Origin of the sequence: Lactobacillus sp. JM1, from assembly GCF_009834385.1 — a bacterium.
In the GTDB taxonomy this organism is placed as follows: Bacteria; Bacillota; Bacilli; order Lactobacillales; family Lactobacillaceae; genus Lactobacillus; species Lactobacillus paragasseri.
Window position 1 is genome coordinate 1,961,893 of record NZ_CP044412.1, and the last position, 15,464, is coordinate 1,977,356.

General features: G+C 35.5%; 14 protein-coding genes, 1 pseudogene and 1 riboswitch. Of the genes and pseudogenes, 11 read left to right on the top strand and 4 right to left on the bottom strand.

Going from position 1 to position 15,464, the window contains the following annotated elements; translation table 11 throughout:
• Positions 1–160 precede the first annotated feature (160 nt).
• The 4 genes and pseudogenes from F3I00_RS09985 (at position 161) to F3I00_RS10000 (ending at position 3,628) form a co-directional block, all read left to right on the top strand.
• Positions 161–1,210, top strand: coding sequence for an IS30-like element ISLga1 family transposase (locus F3I00_RS09985; RefSeq protein WP_024273054.1), 1,050 nt, complete (start codon positions 161–163; stop codon positions 1,208–1,210).
• Positions 1,197–1,496 carry a nucleoside triphosphate pyrophosphohydrolase gene (locus F3I00_RS09990; protein WP_159311097.1) on the top strand — a complete coding sequence of 100 codons (300 nt, stop codon included), beginning with the start codon at positions 1,197–1,199 and terminating at the stop codon, positions 1,494–1,496. The genes F3I00_RS09985 and F3I00_RS09990 overlap by 14 nt, the downstream gene beginning before the upstream one ends.
• 80 nt (positions 1,497–1,576) lie before the next feature.
• A riboswitch (purine riboswitch) is annotated at positions 1,577–1,674 on the top strand.
• Positions 1,675–1,761: 87 nt separating this feature from the next.
• On the top strand, positions 1,762–3,075 hold the full coding sequence (locus tag F3I00_RS09995; RefSeq protein WP_020807461.1) for an NCS2 family permease: 1,314 nt from the start codon (positions 1,762–1,764) through the stop codon (positions 3,073–3,075).
• A gap of 139 nt (positions 3,076–3,214) precedes the next feature.
• Positions 3,215–3,628, top strand: a pseudogene (locus F3I00_RS10000) (peptide deformylase).
• A gap of 61 nt (positions 3,629–3,689) precedes the next feature.
• Here F3I00_RS10000 and F3I00_RS10005 read toward each other — a convergent pair.
• Positions 3,690–4,235, bottom strand: coding sequence for a hypothetical protein (locus tag F3I00_RS10005; RefSeq protein ID WP_020807459.1), 546 nt, complete (start codon positions 4,233–4,235; stop codon positions 3,690–3,692).
• Between the two features lie 20 nt (positions 4,236–4,255).
• On the bottom strand, positions 4,256–4,813 hold the full coding sequence (locus F3I00_RS10010) for a hypothetical protein (protein ID WP_020807458.1): 558 nt from the start codon (positions 4,811–4,813) through the stop codon (positions 4,256–4,258).
• Positions 4,814–4,971: 158 nt separating this feature from the next.
• On the opposite strand from F3I00_RS10010, the gene F3I00_RS10015 reads away from it, so the two are divergent.
• The 4 genes from F3I00_RS10015 to F3I00_RS10030 are packed head-to-tail and all read left to right on the top strand — an operon-like array spanning position 4,972 to position 8,035.
• Positions 4,972–5,406, top strand: coding sequence for a CopY/TcrY family copper transport repressor (locus F3I00_RS10015; RefSeq protein ID WP_020807457.1), 435 nt, complete (start codon positions 4,972–4,974; stop codon positions 5,404–5,406).
• A gap of 12 nt (positions 5,407–5,418) precedes the next feature.
• The gene (locus F3I00_RS10020; protein WP_020807456.1) at positions 5,419–5,796 is read left to right on the top strand and encodes a cupredoxin domain-containing protein; all 378 of its coding nucleotides are present in this window, start codon (positions 5,419–5,421) and stop codon (positions 5,794–5,796) included.
• Between the two features lie 17 nt (positions 5,797–5,813).
• Positions 5,814–6,101, top strand: coding sequence for a cupredoxin domain-containing protein (locus tag F3I00_RS10025; RefSeq protein WP_003649757.1), 288 nt, complete (start codon positions 5,814–5,816; stop codon positions 6,099–6,101).
• The gene (locus tag F3I00_RS10030) at positions 6,101–8,035 is read left to right on the top strand and encodes a copper-translocating P-type ATPase (protein ID WP_020807455.1); all 1,935 of its coding nucleotides are present in this window, start codon (positions 6,101–6,103) and stop codon (positions 8,033–8,035) included. Before F3I00_RS10025 ends, F3I00_RS10030 begins: the two co-directional genes overlap by 1 nt.
• A 237-nt stretch (positions 8,036–8,272) precedes the next feature.
• Here F3I00_RS10030 and F3I00_RS10035 read toward each other — a convergent pair whose 3' ends face one another.
• On the bottom strand, positions 8,273–9,757 hold the full coding sequence (locus F3I00_RS10035) for an APC family permease (protein ID WP_003649755.1): 1,485 nt from the start codon (positions 9,755–9,757) through the stop codon (positions 8,273–8,275).
• A 243-nt stretch (positions 9,758–10,000) separates the two neighbouring features.
• Between F3I00_RS10035 and F3I00_RS10040 the strand changes: the two genes are divergently transcribed.
• The gene (locus F3I00_RS10040; RefSeq protein ID WP_020807454.1) at positions 10,001–12,100 is read left to right on the top strand and encodes a putative ornithine decarboxylase; all 2,100 of its coding nucleotides are present in this window, start codon (positions 10,001–10,003) and stop codon (positions 12,098–12,100) included.
• Between the two features lie 3 nt (positions 12,101–12,103).
• Positions 12,104–13,372 carry a methionine gamma-lyase family protein gene (locus tag F3I00_RS10045; protein WP_020807453.1) on the top strand — a complete coding sequence of 423 codons (1,269 nt, stop codon included), beginning with the start codon at positions 12,104–12,106 and terminating at the stop codon, positions 13,370–13,372.
• A gap of 66 nt (positions 13,373–13,438) precedes the next feature.
• Here the strand turns inward: F3I00_RS10045 and F3I00_RS10050 are convergent, their stop codons facing one another.
• Entirely contained in the window at positions 13,439–13,879 is a 441-nt protein-coding gene (locus F3I00_RS10050; RefSeq protein WP_020807452.1) for a GNAT family N-acetyltransferase, read from the bottom strand.
• Positions 13,880–14,116: 237 nt separating this feature from the next.
• Between F3I00_RS10050 and F3I00_RS10055 the strand changes: the two genes are divergently transcribed.
• Complete coding sequence (locus F3I00_RS10055) at positions 14,117–15,460, top strand: MFS transporter (RefSeq protein ID WP_020807451.1); 1,344 nt, start codon at positions 14,117–14,119, stop codon at positions 15,458–15,460.
• Positions 15,461–15,464: the final 4 nt, after the last annotated feature.

The following is a 15,464-nucleotide window of genomic DNA, read 5'->3' on the forward strand; positions in this document are numbered from 1 at the left end:
AAGCTAGTTAGAGACAAAATACCTGAATTCGCTACCTATGCATCTTATCGTCAACCGTTGATTGTAAAATCAAATTGAACACTTTAGAAAAATAAAAAGTCCATTCGGACCTGTTTGATAGAATGTTAATAACCACAAAAACTTTCTATTGGAGGTCAAAATGGACTCTTTACATTCTACCATGAACCAGCACGTTAAAGGAAAGCATTTATCATTTGAAGAGCGAGTTATTATTCAATTGCGTTTGAAAGATGGCTGCTCTTTGCGTGCAATTGCTCGTGAACTCAACTGTTCTCCTTCTACTATCAGTTATGAGATTAAACGTGGCACTGTAAAACTGTATCATGGTAAAGTCAAAAGATACAAGGCTACTCAAGGACATGATGTATATCAAGCTCATCGTAAAAATTGTGGGCGCAAATCAGACTTTCTCAAAAAAACTCAATTTATTCACTATGTCCACAAACATTTCTTTAAAGACGGTTGGTCGCTTGATGTTTGCAGTAATCGTGCCACTGCTGCTGGCGAATTCTCTAGCAGCGATGTTGTCTGCACCAAAACTCTTTATAATTACGTTGATAAGGGCTTATTAGGCATTTATAATTACGACTTGCCTGAGAAGCTTAAACGCAATACCAAGCTTCATCGTGTTCGCAAAAACAAGAAAAAGCTTGGCAGAAGTATTGAAGAACGTCCAAAAGAAATTAGTGAACGTAATGAATTCGGTCATTGGGAATGCGATTTGGTCCTTGGACATAAGACTAAAGATGATGAAGTGCTGTTAACCTTATCTGAGCGCATGAGTCGTGAATTCTTAATTATTCGTATTCCCGACAAGACTTCTATCAGTGTCATGCAGGCCTTTAAAGAACTCCAAAGACAATACAGTGAACACTGGAATGATATTTTTAAAACTATTACCACTGATAATGGTTCAGAATTTGCGGATCTTTCCAACCTAGAAGAAGCATCCAATACACTGGTTTACTATGCCCATCCTTACACTTCTTGTGATAAGGGAACAGTTGAAAGACACAATGGTCTTATTCGCAGATTCATTCCTAAAGGAGAAGCAATAGCTAACTATTCTTTACAAAATATCATTGACATTGAAACCTGGTGCAACTCATTGCCAAGAAAGATCTTAGCTTATCATACACCAGATGAAATCTTTGAAAGAGAATTAGATCGAATCTATCAAGCAGCTTAACCAAAAGTGTTCAATTTATTATTGCAATTTACGATCTTATCGTCAACTAAAACCTGATGAAAGAGAAGATGCCTTGAAAAATAAAATCGTCGAAGAAGCTAATGAGGTTAAAGCTGTACCCGACGATCAAAATCTCCTTGAAGAATTAGCTGATGTTTATACAGTGTTAGAAGCATTTTTAGATTTTAAAAATATTAGTAAAGAAGACTTACTAAAACAAGTAGAGGCAAAAAAAGCTGAAAAAGGCGGCTTTACTAAATTCCTTTTGATGGACACTGACAAATAATATCTCCTTAAGCAAGTAGTTTAAATGACTACTTGTTTTTTATTTATCTCCATTTGCGTATACGATAAATTTCTGCTAGAATACTTAACAATCAAGTTATCTATATATCGTCGAAATAAGGTCGACAGTATCTACCCTGAGCCATAAATTCAGGACTATAGGTATCAGACGTCATAAATTTGCTTTACTTTAAAGGACATCTTTTACCCATAGCTTTTGGGTAAACTGTGTCCTTTTTTCATTTTTATTTTATGTTGGAGAAATGATGCAATTTTTAGATAAAGTCTTTCATTTGGAGGATGCACATACTAATGTCAAACGCGAATTAATCGCTGCTCTTACCACGTTTGTTTCATTGTCATACATCCTTTTTGTTAACCCTAATATTTTAAGTGCAGCTGGTATTAATAAAGGCGCTGCTTTCACTGTTACTGCAATCGCAACTGCAATTGGTTGTTTCTTAATGGGATTCATTGCTAACTACCCGATTGCCTTAGCACCAACTCTTGGTAGTGCTGCCTTTTTCTCATATAACGTAGTTATTGGAATGCATATCAATTGGCAAACCGCTTTAGCTAGTGTGTTAGTTGCTTCAATTTTGTTTATTTTAATCACCGTTTTAAAATTACGTGAAAAAGTTGTTGATGCTATTCCTCAGGACTTAAAATATGCAATTTCTGCTGGTATTGGCCTATTCATTGCTTTTATCGGCTTACAAAATGGTAAATTAATCGTTGATAATAAATCTTCTCTAGTTGGTTTAGGATCATTCAATAATCCAGCTGTTTGGATTACTTTATTTGGCTTAATTCTAACTGTCATCTTAATGGCTGCTAAAGTTCCTGGTTCAATCTTCATCGGAATGATCGTGACTGCTATCTTTGGAATGGTAATTGGTCAAATTCCAATGCCACATGGTATTGTTTCAGGTGCTCCAAGTATTGCGCCTACTTTTGGTCAAGCAGTCTTTCATTTAAAGGATATTAATACGCCACAACTATTTATGGTTGTTTTGACATTCTTATTAGTTACTTTCTTTGATACTGCTGGTACTTTAATTGGAATGACACAACAAGCTGGAATGGTTGACAAAAACGGTAAAATTCCACGTATTGGTAAAGCCTTCTTGTCAGATTCACTTGCTATGGTTGAAGGTTCTATTCTTGGTACTGCTCCACTTGGTACTTCTGTTGAATCAAGTGCAGGTATCGCAATGGGTGGTAGAACTGGCTTAACTGCTATTTTTGTTGGTATTTTATTCTTAATTTCAATGATTTTCAGTCCTCTTTTAGCAGTAATTCCAACTACTGTAACTGCCCCAGCTTTAATTATCGTTGGGGTATTAATGGCAGGAAATCTTAAATACATTCACTGGGACAACTTTGAAATTGCCTTTCCATCATTCTTAGTTGTTGTTGGTATGCCATTAACATACTCAATCTCTGATGGTTTAGCTTTAGGAATGATTGCTTACCCAATTACGATGATTGCTTCTAAGCGTTACAAAGAAGTATCACCAATGATGTACATTTTATTTGTAATATTTGTTATCTTCTTCCTTATTACAAATATGGGATAAAAAGAAAAATGAGATCGTACGCGATCTCATTTTTTATTACCTTGGAAATAATTCACTAGCTTTACCGTAATATTTATTTCATAATGTTAGATATATTTACTAGTACGACACGCTAGCTAATCAAGGAGTATTTGGAATAATGGCAGTTAAACCTATCATTCATGATGAACTTTCTTTAAAATTCAAATCTATACCAGCTACCAAGCAAGATTTAGCAGCAGCCAATGATTTGAAGGATACTTTACTTGCTAATAACGGCAAAGCTGCTGGACTTGCCGCGAATATGATCGGTGTACAAAAGCGAATTATTACCTTATTTGTTGGTCCACTTCCAATTGTGATACTTAATCCAATTATTGTTTCTAAGTCCGACAAGTATCTAGCTTATGAGGGATGTCTTTCTTTATAGGGAGAGCGTCCGACAGAAAGATATAAGAAAATTACAGTAAAATATCAAAATGAAAACTTTGAAACTAGACAACAAGAATTCTCTGATTTTGTCGCTGAAGTAATTCAACATGAAGTTGATCATTGTAATGGAATTTTGATTTAAACTATGTATTTTCAAAAAAGGTAGCACCTCGACTAAAAATCGAAGATGCTACCTTTTTCTTCTATAATTCACGATTTGTTGGTCCACGTTCAATCTTAATTCTAACAATTAAATGAACTAAGTTATATAGCAGAGTAAATGCTAGTAAAATCAACCAAAAATACCAAAATGCATAAATAATTAACAAAATAGCTGGAAAAACACTTAAAAAAACTGCAATTAGACTATCAGCTAGTTTCAATTTTTTATTAGAAATTCCACTTCTCACTAATTGATATGACTTAAAACCTAAATATCCTGCACCAGTTAGTCCAAATATTCTTAATAGCACGTCAACATTCACAAAGACACATACCATGCTTAATCCCATATACAAAACGCCAATGACAATCAATATAATTCGTACTGATCTAGTAATAGCATGGCTTTCTTCTAATCCTTGCTCTATATCAACAAGATAATAAATAATCGCGCATAAACCGACTAATCGATACAACCAGCCAATATTCCAAAATGCCAAAAAGAACATAACGCAACTTAAAATAACTCCGGCCACACCAAGAAGACGGTTTAGTTTTCTGTTCTTAACAATTAAGTCTGGCCGCATACAATCATTCCCATCTGATCCTATAATTCACGATTTGTCCCATCGTGTTCAACCTTAATTCTGACAATTAAGTGTAATAAGTTATATGCCAACGCAAAAATCAAAAGAAATAGCCAGAGAATATCTCTTGGAGCTAATGCAACTACTAATGACGCCACTACTATTCCCAAAAAAGTTGCTATCATGCTATCGGCAAACTTCAGATTCTTATTCTTCAAGTCTTTACGTAAGACCGCATTAGTTTTAAAGCCCAAATATCCAGCACTGACAATTCCAAATGCCACTAATAAAAGATCTAAATTAACAAAGGCAAAAATAATACTCATAAGCTCGTAAATTGTACCAAGAACAATAAAAATAATTTTTTGCGTGCGACTAATTACCTTACTATCTTCTAGCATTTGTTCCACATCAATCCAGAAATAAAGAATAACCGCCACCACAATAAAAGTGAGTAGCCAGCCGATGTTTTTTACAGTAAAAAAGACCATCATAATTACAATCAGCAAACTGATAAATCCAAAATACTTATCTTGCTTTTTTCTTTTTGCTAATTCAATCCATCTTTTATCATCCATCCTACTCACCTCTCATTATTTGTTTAGATTTTACTATGAAATATTTATTTTAACAATATTTTAATTATATTTTTATCAAAAAGTGTAAATTTATTTGTTGACAAATGTAAACATAAAGATGTATGATTACAAATGTAAACGAAGGGGAATATAAAAAAATGAGCGAAAAAAATTTATCTCCTATCTCAGACAGTGAATGGGAAGTAATGCGTATTGTCTGGACACTAGGTGAAACCCATACAAATCAAATTTTAAAAGAGCTTCAAGCAAAAAAAGATTGGTCTGATTCAACCATCAAGACATTAATTAGAAGACTCGTTCAAAAAGATTGGTTAACTGCCAAACATGAAGGACGGCGCTACATCTATACTGCTACTGTTAATCAGACAGAAATGATGTATATCGAAACAAAAAATTTGTTAAACAGAATGTGCGACATGCATAAGGGAGAAGTAATCTTAAAGCTTCTCAAAGATTCGCCTGTTTCTAAAGGTGATTTAATGAAGATGCAAGAAGAAATTAGTCAAAAAGAAAAAACAGCACCTGACAAGGTTCCCTGCAATTGCTTAAAAGCAGGATCTACTATCTGCTAGGAGGGTATAAAAATGAGTATTAGTCAAATTATCACATTAATTATCGGCATTATTCTAATTGGCTTTATTATCTGGTGGTTCTTTGGGAAACACAAGGAAGCTACAGGAACTGGAACTATTGTTAACGATGAACAAACTGCAACAATTGTTGTGAACGGTGGCTATTCACCTTCAACAGTAGTGCTAAAAAAGGGCGTTCCAGCACAAGTTAACTTTGACATGCGTGATTCTACTGCCTGCTTATCACATGTTGTCTTTGAACAATTAGGCATTAATAAAGATCTAACTAAGCAAAAAATTACTACTATTGATATTCCAACTGACAAAGCTGGTACTTATAACTTTGCCTGCGGAATGGACATGTTTCATGGAAAAGTAATTGTTAAATAAAGAGAGGAACTACTAAAATGAGTATTTTTTCAAAAAATCAAACTAAAAAAGTTGTTGTTAATGCAGAAAATCATGGCTACAAGCCAGATGTAATTACTTTTAAAGCAGGCAAGCCTGCACAAATCAAGTTCATTCCTTCTGATAACATGGGCTGTATGAACGAGATTGTCTTCAAAGATCTTGGCGTTGATAAGACTCTTGACGATAAAAAAGAAATAACTGTTGATATTCCAACTGATAAGCCAGGTACTTATAACTTTGCCTGCGGAATGGATATGTTCCATGGAAAGGTCGTCGTTAAATAATGAAACTATCAAATATTAAACGCTTTTGGATCTCATTCATCCTGTCTATTCCAATGCTCATTCAGATGTTTGCAATGCCTTTTCATTGGATGATGCCAGGATATAACTGGATTGCGCTTATTACAACAACAATCATTATGGCGATTTCTGCTCTCCCTTATTGGAAAAGTGCCATTGCTGCTTTTAAAAAGCATAGTGCTAATATGAATACCTTAGTTGCTACAGGTACAGCAGTTGCTTACTTCTACAGTATCTTCGCAATGATTACTAACCGTCCTGTCTACTTTGAAAGTGCCGCCTTTGTTACTGTCTTCGTTCTTCTTGGAGACGCTATGGAAGAAAAAATGCACGACAACGCATCAAATGCCTTAGGAAAATTAATGGGCTTACAGGCAAAAGATGCTGAAGTTCAAAGAGATGGCAAGTTCGTTAAAATTCCACTTGATCAAGTTAAAGTTGGCGACATTATCCGCGTTAAGCCGGGCGAAAAGATTCCAGTTGATGGTGAAATCTTAGAAGGTGTTACAACGCTTGACGAATCAATGGTTACTGGTGAAAGTATGCCAGTTGTCAAAAAAGTTGGTGACACCGTTGTAGGTTCAACTATTAACAGTAACGGTACCATTACTTTCAAAGCCACTAAAGTTGGCTCCGATACAATGCTGGCCCAAATTGTCGACTTAGTTAAAAAAGCTCAAACTAGTCACGCTCCAATTCAAAACTTAACAGATAAGATATCTAATATCTTTGTTCCAGCGGTAATGATTATTGCTATTTTAACTTTCATTATCTGGTACTCATTTTTAGGTGCGACTGCTGTAGAAGCCATGCTTTTTGCCGTTAGCGTTATCGTCATTGCTTGCCCATGTGCTTTAGGTTTAGCTACTCCAACCGCATTAATGGTCGGAACTGCTCGCAGTGCTAAAATGGGTGTTTTAATTAAAAATGGTGAAGTTTTACAAGAAGTCAGCGACTTAGATACAGTTGTCTTTGATAAAACTGGCACTATTACAGTTGGTAAGCCTGAAGTTACAGATGTTGTAGGTAATGAAAAACAAGTTTTAACTATTGCTGCTAGTCTTGAAGAATCTTCTGAACACCCTCTTGCTACAGCAATTGTCAAAAAAGCGAAAGCGGAAAAATTAACAATTGAAAAAGTTGATGACTTCGAAGCAATTGAAGGTAAAGGCGTTAAGGCTAACTACAAAGGAAAAACAGCTTTTGTTGGTAGTGATCGCTTACTAGCAGACGTTAATATTTCCCAGGAAATGACACAAAAAGCAACAGATTTACAAAATAAAGCTAAAACGGTTGTCTATATTGGCTTAGATGGAGAAATTATTGGCTTAGTGGCCATCCAAGATGTACCAAAGCCAAGTTCACGTGAAGCTATCAAAGAATTAAGAGAACGTGGCTTAAAGACCATTATGCTTACAGGAGACAATAAAAATGTAGCTGAAGCTATTGCTAAACAAGTAGGTATTGACCAAGTGATTGCTGGAGTTTTACCTAATGAAAAAGCAATGCACATTAAAGAGCTCCAAGATCAAGGTAAAAAAGTTGCCTTTGTAGGTGACGGAATTAATGATGCTCCAGCACTCTCGACTGCTGATGTTGGAATTGCTATGGGATCAGGAACTGATATTGCCATTGATTCTGGTGGTATTGTCTTAGTTCAAAACGACTTACGTGGTGTTGTTCGCGCCCTTGATATTTCTAAGAAGACATTTAACAGAATTAAGTTGAACCTCTTCTGGGCTTTAATTTACAACACAATTGGTATTCCAATTGCAGCTGGATTATTTGTTGGCTTAGGATTTACTCTTAGTCCTGAATTAGCCGGCTTAGCTATGGCATTTTCATCCGTTTCTGTAGTTGGTAGCTCATTGATGCTTAATAAAACCAAAATTGCTGGTGATACAGCAAAAGCATAATTAGATAATCAAAACGGCCTAGTATCAATTTAGATACTGGGCCGTTTTTGATATATAAAAGTTTTCATCATAAAGTGAATTTTTAACAAGAATTCGAGAAATTTACTTTATAAAGTGAATTTTGATAGAGTTAAGGTGAAATTTACTTTATGAGGTAAAAATATGAACCCTGATTTAATTAAGCATAAAAAAAGACTGAATCTAGAGATATCAAAATCTCGATTCAGTCTTTTTAAATTAGTCTAATTCTTCATTCATAGCTGCTTGTTCTTCACGTTTAGCTTCACGTTTTCTAAGCCATGGTAAAACGAATCCTAAACCAAACAATACTACAACCGTAATAATGTTCATCCATAATTGGTGAGTAAATGCCTTAGTACCTACTGCAACGTTTTGAGGAATAAATCCTAAAGTTGCACAGACAAAGGTAAATAGTAAGCACCAACCACCAACGGTTAAAGCACCAGCCTTATTTTTAATAAAGACATAATCTGAGTGATACTTATCTTGGTGCATTCTCATTGCAACAAAGGCAAAGAATACCCAACAAGTCTTATATGGTGAAATGATTCCGTTAACATTCAAAAGCCAGTTATAAATGGTATTAATGTTAGGTAAAGTTCCAGTTAATAATAGCAAGAATAAACTAAGTCCAACGGTAAATGTGTATGAGTGAATTGGACGGCCGTTCTTATTTTTCTTAGTAAGCCACTTAGGCATGAACTTGGAGCCAACATCTCCAGCAAAGACACGACTTGAAGCGTCTAATAATACAGCAAGTTGAGCCATCATGAAGATTGCTTGTACAACTGCAAAGATATACATTAACACCTTACCTACACCTAAACTTTCACCAAGCAATTGGAAAGCGTAGTAAGGACCGTTCATTTTGAAGTCATGTGGAATGTGGTGGGCATTAAAGAACATTGCTAAAGCTAATGTTCCAAAAATCGTTAAGAATCCGGTCATAATGGCAAGCATCCACATTGCCTTAGGAAAGTCTCTCTTCGGATTCTTCATTTGCTGTACATAAGGCGCAGCAAGTTCAGCACCCGACATCGCAAAGATCAAAAGACCAGTAGTTGAGAAGTAATTCAAACTAAATGAAGGCTTAAATGCACCCCAGTTAAATGGTTGAGTTGCAATATGGTGTCCATGCATTACTGACCAGGCAGCAAGCAATACAAAGAGCATAGACATAATAAACATTGCTCCCCCACCAATTAAAGAAAGAATTTCTAGTGAATTACGAAGCTTATTTTCTAGCAAAATAAAGATCAAAATGATCACAAAAGTTAAGATTCCGAACCAGAAAGTCGACATCTTCTTGTCCAAGCTATTGTTACCAAAGATCATCCAGCTAAAAGAAACAATAACTGAGTTTGAGACGTCAACGATATAAGGCACACTTTGAACCCAGTACATCCAAGAGGTCCAGTAACCTAAAGTGTCGTTTGTACTTCTTCTGACCCAAGAAGCAAGCCCACCATCTTGATTATCAAAAGTCAAACTCATCTGACTACTAATCAATGCGTAAGGAATAACATAAGTAAATAAAAGAAAGATCCAAGAAATTACAACTGAAAGGCCTTGGTTTTGAAATGGATAGAAGATATTTTCAAAACTAATAATCGTTACAAAGTCAATCAGTGCAATAACAGGCCAACTCATATAGTGCTTTTTATTCGGTTCTAAATCATTTAAGACATCTGGTTTATCCAATTTTCAATTTCCTCCAAAATTAAAATATTTATCTAAATCCAAGGTCTTAAATTTGGAGGTTTCAAAACTATCATTAAAGTATTCAAAATCACTTGTAGAAATCCTCTATAAATCGTTATAATTTATGCCGTAGTCTTCTTGCAAATAAAATTGCGTACAAAAACGTTCGCACAAAATTATAAGGATTTATAAAAATTTTGCAAGTCTATTTTAGAAAATATAGTAGGAAAACAAGGTGATTAAATGAATTTTCTAAAAATTGCATTAAGCAATAAACTTAAAAATAATGATTTTAATTCATGGCAAACTACTAATTTGAATAATAATCCTCAAGCTAGTGAACTTGCCGCTATTGTTTTAGCAGAGGGCGACCAAAATAGCCTTAAAGCTGCTCAAGATCTACAAAAAACTTCTGGCCTTGGAATTCCTATTATTAAAGTTTCACATGAAACAATTTCTAATAATGAAAAAGAAAAAATAATTGATGCGGCAAATAAATATACCAAGAAAATGGTGCCAGGCTTTTTAACTGACCTAGTTAATTTTGCCGAAGATCATCCAGTAAGCTTCACTACGCCTGGCCACCATAACGGTTTATACTATGAAAAGCATCCCGCTGGTGTTGTCTTCAACCGCTTCTTCGGTAAGAACCTGATGTTTGCGGATACTAGTGACACTGTGCCCGAACTAGGCGACACTATGACACACGAGGGAACACCCTTAACTGCTGAACAAAAAGCTGCTGAAACTTATCACGCTGATAAAGTTTATTTTTGTACTAATGGTACAACTAGTGCTAACTCAATCTGTGCTAGCGCACTTCTTACAAAAGATGACCTAGTTCTTTTTGACCGCAACAACCATAAATCACTTTATAACAGTGCCCTAGTTATGAGTGGAGCTAAACCAGTATACATTCCAACTGACCGAAATGCACTCGGTCTAATTGGAGAAATGGATCCTAGTTTTTTAAGTGAAGAAAAAATTAGAGCTGAGGTTGCTAAAGTTGATCCTAAAAAAGCTAAAGCTAAGCGTCCATTTAGACTAGCTATTATTCAGTCAGAAACTTATGACGGACTTTTCTATGATGCTAAATGGATGATTGATAAGATCGGTAAGCTTTGTGACTATATTCTATTTGATTGTGCTTGGGGCGGATTTGAACAATTCATACCAATTATGAATCACTTATCTCCCCTCAATTTAGATTTTGGGCCAGAAGATCCAGGGATCTTAGTAACGCAATCACTCCATAAGCAACAAGCAGGAATGGGACAAGCTTCCCAAATTTTGAAAAAAGATGCTCACATAAAAAGTCAAAAACGCTATGTTGATCATAAGCACTTTAATCATGCTTATCTTAAATTCGTCACTTCCAGCTATTCATATCCCCTCTATGCTTCCTTAACAGTTAACTCATACTTAACAAGTGGTGAGGGCAATAAAAAATGGTGGGATAAAATATTGCGGCTAGGAATTGAATGGCGTAAAGAACTAATTAGAAAGTCCAAATTATTTAGACCACTCGTAATTGATAATTTTGAAAATATCAGTACTGATGACTTAGCCACAAATGAAAAATACTGGAACTTAGAACCAAATAATCTTTGGCATGGCTTTAGTAAAATTGCGACCGGTCAAGCAATGATTGATCCGTTAAAGATCACAGTTGTCACTCCTGGCATTGATGTTAAAAACGCAAAATATGAAGCTGTAGGAATTCCTGGTCCAGTAGTAGCAGAGTTTTTGATGGAGAAGCGAATTATTCGCGCAAAAGATGATTTATATTCACTTCTCTTCTTACTTACCCCAGGTGATACAAAAGCTGAATTAGATACATTGCTGAATGCATTTTTAGAATTTGAACAATACTATAATGAAGATGCACCATTAGAAAAAGTATTACCAAAATTGACTAAAGTATACGGCGATCGCTACAAGGGTTATACTCTAAAGCAACTTTGCCAAGAAATGCATAATTATTACCGGGGAAATAAAACTTTCACTTTGCAACAAGAACTATTTGCTAAGCCAAATATGCAAAATTACCCAATGACGCCAGAACATGCTGACTATCTTTTTATGAAAAATAAAAGTGAGCTAGTTAACCTAGATGATGTTAAGGGCAGAATTGCGGCCGAAGGTGCACTTCCTTATCCACCCGGCGTCTTTATTGTTGCACCAGGGGAAAAATGGAGCGATATTGATCAAAAGTACTTTGAAGTTTTAGTAGGAGCAATTGAGCGCTTCCCTGGCTTTGTACCTGAAATTCAAGGCGTCTACTGGGATCAAAAAGCAGATGGTAAAATAAGAGTACAAGCAGAAGTATTAAAGGAGAATTAACTAATGGTTTTATCTTGGAAAGAAAACTTACCAACAGAATTAAAAGAAAAAGTCGATAAAGTCGACAAAATGATTGAACCTCGTTTAGAAGAAATTGACGAGCAAGTCTTTTACAACCAACAACGTGTTTTAGGCCTATTTAGAAAACACCGCGTAGGAGAAGAAGATCTAGTTCCTTCAACTGGCTATGGTTACGATGATGTTGGCCGTGATAAGCTTGAAGCAATGTATGCTGATTACTTTAAAACAGACGACGCCTTGGTCCGCCCACAATTTTCTTCAGCAACACATGCAATTGCTGTTGGTCTTTTCAGTATGCTTCGCCCTGGTGATACTCTTTACTACTTAACTGGTATGCCATATGACACAATTCAAGAAGTTATTGGCTTAGCAGGCAACAAACCAGGAAATATGAAAGAATGGGGCATTGACTTCAAGCATACTGACTTACTTGATAATGGCGAAGTAGACTATGAACAAGCCAGAAAAGATTTACAAGATCCAAAGATTAAAGTCGTAACTATCCAGCGTTCTCTTGGTTACGCTGTACGTGCAAGTTTCACCATGGAAAAAATCAAGAAAATGCTTAAGTTTATCAAAGAAGTTCGTCCAGACGTAAAGATCTTCGTTGATAATTGCTATGGTGAATTTTCTGAAACTGAAGAACCAACTTTCTACGGTGCCGATATGATGGCGGGATCTCTATTTAAAAATGCTGGTGCTGGTATTGTTAAAGCAGGTGCTTTCTTAGTTGGTAAAAAAGATCTAATTGAAGGAGCAGGATCTCGCCTTAATGTTCCAGGTGCTGGTAAAGGCGAAGGCGCTACTTGGGGTTATTTAAGAGATATGTACCAAGGCTTCTTTATGGCAGCTCACACTACTGGCGAAGCCCTAAAAGGTATGGTCTATACGGCTGCGCTTTGTGAAGAGATGGGAATGAAAGTTGCTCCTAAGTGGAATGATCCAAGAACTGATATCGTTCAAACTGTAACCTTCGGTGAACCAGATCCAATGGTTAAATTCTGTGCTGCAATTCAACACTATTCACCAATGAACTCATTCGTTGATCCTATTCCATACCACCAAGATGGTTATGAAGATGATGTTGTTATGGCTTCAGGTAGCTTTACTGAAGGTTCTACCATTGAATTATCTTCCGATGGTCCCCTTCGTGCGCCTTACCGTCTATACATTCAAGGTGGCTTATCTTACGCTCATGATAAGATTGCGATCACTCATGCAGTAGAAGAAACTTTCTACAAAAATAATTAATCTTAATCAACATATCTAAAACGGTCAGTGATTTTTCACTGACCGTTTTTTATTTTCCCGACAAAATTATTTTAAAATCATTTTTTCTTTGGTTTCTTCTACAAATCCGCGACTACCGTATAGTATTTTTGCTCTGATATTTGTAGAAAAAACTTCTAAAAATGCTGGACGTTTTAGGTAAGGAATTGCAGTATCTAAAAGTTTACCTCCTATACCCTTTCCTTGATATTCCCTTAACACGTAAATATAGCCTAGTTCATTCTTCCTAAAAGCAACAAATCCTACTACATGACTGTCGACTTCCGCTACATAAATTGTTTCTGAAAATAGTTCTTCTTTGTATACTGCCCTTTCAAGTGGAGCATATAAATCAACTGCATTACCCACAATTAATTCTTGCATTCTCGCTTCATCATGTACTTTACATAATTGAACATAGTCTGTATTTTTATATTTTCTGATAATTACTTCTTCTGACATAACTAACCTAATTTCTATTTGAAACATCAGGAGAAATAAACTCCTGATTAACGACTAAATTGGCTAGCTTTTCTACGTAATCTCATTTTTTTACCCGCTTTCTGAATTTTTAGCAATATTAGCAGATAATTAAATTAGTGTCAATATTTAAGTAAAGATTAATCTATCTTTGCATCAATTAAAAATCTTTGTTAGGGTGGAATGTATACTTTAAATTTTTAAGGAGGATTTTTTCGAGTTAATCTAAATGATTTAACTCATGTTATGAAAAAAGAAAATCAGAATAATACAAATAATATTAAAGAAAAAAAGAATTATAAAAAAGCACCTCTCATGCCTATTCATTTACGAGTATTTATGGCTGTCTTATTAGGTCAAATCGCCTGTGGCTTTGCCTTAGGCATTTCTGGTACAGCTCTTTCTAACGCTAGTAAATATATCCAAATTAATGATCTTTGGACTGGATTAATTGGTGCTGGATCTTTAATTGGACTAGCTGGCAGTATTCTAATTGGGCGTTTATCAGATAAGATTGGTAGACGGAAATTATTAATGCTCAATATGTATATTTTGGGTACTTTATCTCTACTGCAATTACTAACTAATAATCTTCCCACTCTTTTTATCATTAGAATTTTAATTGGATTAATGATTGCCGTTGATTATACCGTTGGGAACGCCCTTTTAACTGAGTGGCTTCCTAAAGGAGAAGACAGCAAAAAGCAAAGCCACTTGCTTATCTACTGGACAATTGGATTTATTGCTTCATATATAACAGGTACTTTTATTAGCGGCTTTGGCTCACATACTTGGCAAATAATCTTAGCAACTGGGGCCATACCAGCTTTTATTGCCGCTATTTTCAGATCTATTTTTCCTCTACCTGCCTCCCCAAGCTGGCTTGCAAGCCGTGGTAAAGTCAAAACAGCTAATAAAGTTATTAAAAAGCATATGGGACGTAAATGGGGCATCCCTAAGAAACTCAAAAAGGCTAAGCCAGTCAAGGAAGTTTCCTGGTCAATATTATTTTCCGGGAAATATTTACGTCGTACTCTAGTTGGTGGACTCTTTTATGCTTGCCAAGCTTTTGCATTCTTTGGTATTAGTATTTTCCTTCCAATTCTCTTACAAAGTATGCATCTTACTGATCAAAAGATTTCCGGTATTATCTATAATGGCGGCATGTTCATTGGAGTTATTCTCGGAATCTTACTTTTCAATAAAATTAGTCGCCGCGCATTTCTTATCAGTAATTTTTTGCTCTCAGGTATTCTAATTGGCTTTTTAGCTATTGACAAAAACCTTAATTTAAATATTCAACTTACTATCTTTTGTATTTTTGCAATTATCTTATCTTCTGGTTTAGTACTTGATTACCCATATCCAACTGAACTATTCGATATTAAGGTTCGTGGAACCGGCGTTGGAACTTGTATTACTATCAGCAGATTTGGTGCCGCAGCAGGTACCTTTTTACTGCCAATTTTGACTAATCAAGGCGGTGCAACCTTATCAATGCTAATCTGCGCAATTGTTCTTTTGGCCGCCTTTATCATCTGCCTAATTTGGGCACCTGAAACCTCACCAAAGTTTAAGCAAAATAATTGATTCT

Coding starts and splice junctions, on each gene's coding strand:
- F3I00_RS09985 (WP_024273054.1), top strand. CDS start 161: ATGGACTCTTTACATTCTACCATGAACCAGCACGTTAAAGGAAAGCAT.
- F3I00_RS09995 (WP_020807461.1), top strand. CDS start 1,762: ATGCAATTTTTAGATAAAGTCTTTCATTTGGAGGATGCACATACTAAT.
- F3I00_RS10005 (WP_020807459.1), bottom strand. CDS start 4,235: ATGCGGCCAGACTTAATTGTTAAGAACAGAAAACTAAACCGTCTTCTT.
- F3I00_RS10010 (WP_020807458.1), bottom strand. CDS start 4,813: ATGGATGATAAAAGATGGATTGAATTAGCAAAAAGAAAAAAGCAAGAT.
- F3I00_RS10015 (WP_020807457.1), top strand. CDS start 4,972: ATGAGCGAAAAAAATTTATCTCCTATCTCAGACAGTGAATGGGAAGTA.
- F3I00_RS10020 (WP_020807456.1), top strand. CDS start 5,419: ATGAGTATTAGTCAAATTATCACATTAATTATCGGCATTATTCTAATT.
- F3I00_RS10025 (WP_003649757.1), top strand. CDS start 5,814: ATGAGTATTTTTTCAAAAAATCAAACTAAAAAAGTTGTTGTTAATGCA.
- F3I00_RS10030 (WP_020807455.1), top strand. CDS start 6,101: ATGAAACTATCAAATATTAAACGCTTTTGGATCTCATTCATCCTGTCT.
- F3I00_RS10040 (WP_020807454.1), top strand. CDS start 10,001: ATGAATTTTCTAAAAATTGCATTAAGCAATAAACTTAAAAATAATGAT.
- F3I00_RS10045 (WP_020807453.1), top strand. CDS start 12,104: ATGGTTTTATCTTGGAAAGAAAACTTACCAACAGAATTAAAAGAAAAA.
- F3I00_RS10050 (WP_020807452.1), bottom strand. CDS start 13,879: ATGTTTCAAATAGAAATTAGGTTAGTTATGTCAGAAGAAGTAATTATC.
- F3I00_RS10055 (WP_020807451.1), top strand. CDS start 14,117: ATGAAAAAAGAAAATCAGAATAATACAAATAATATTAAAGAAAAAAAG.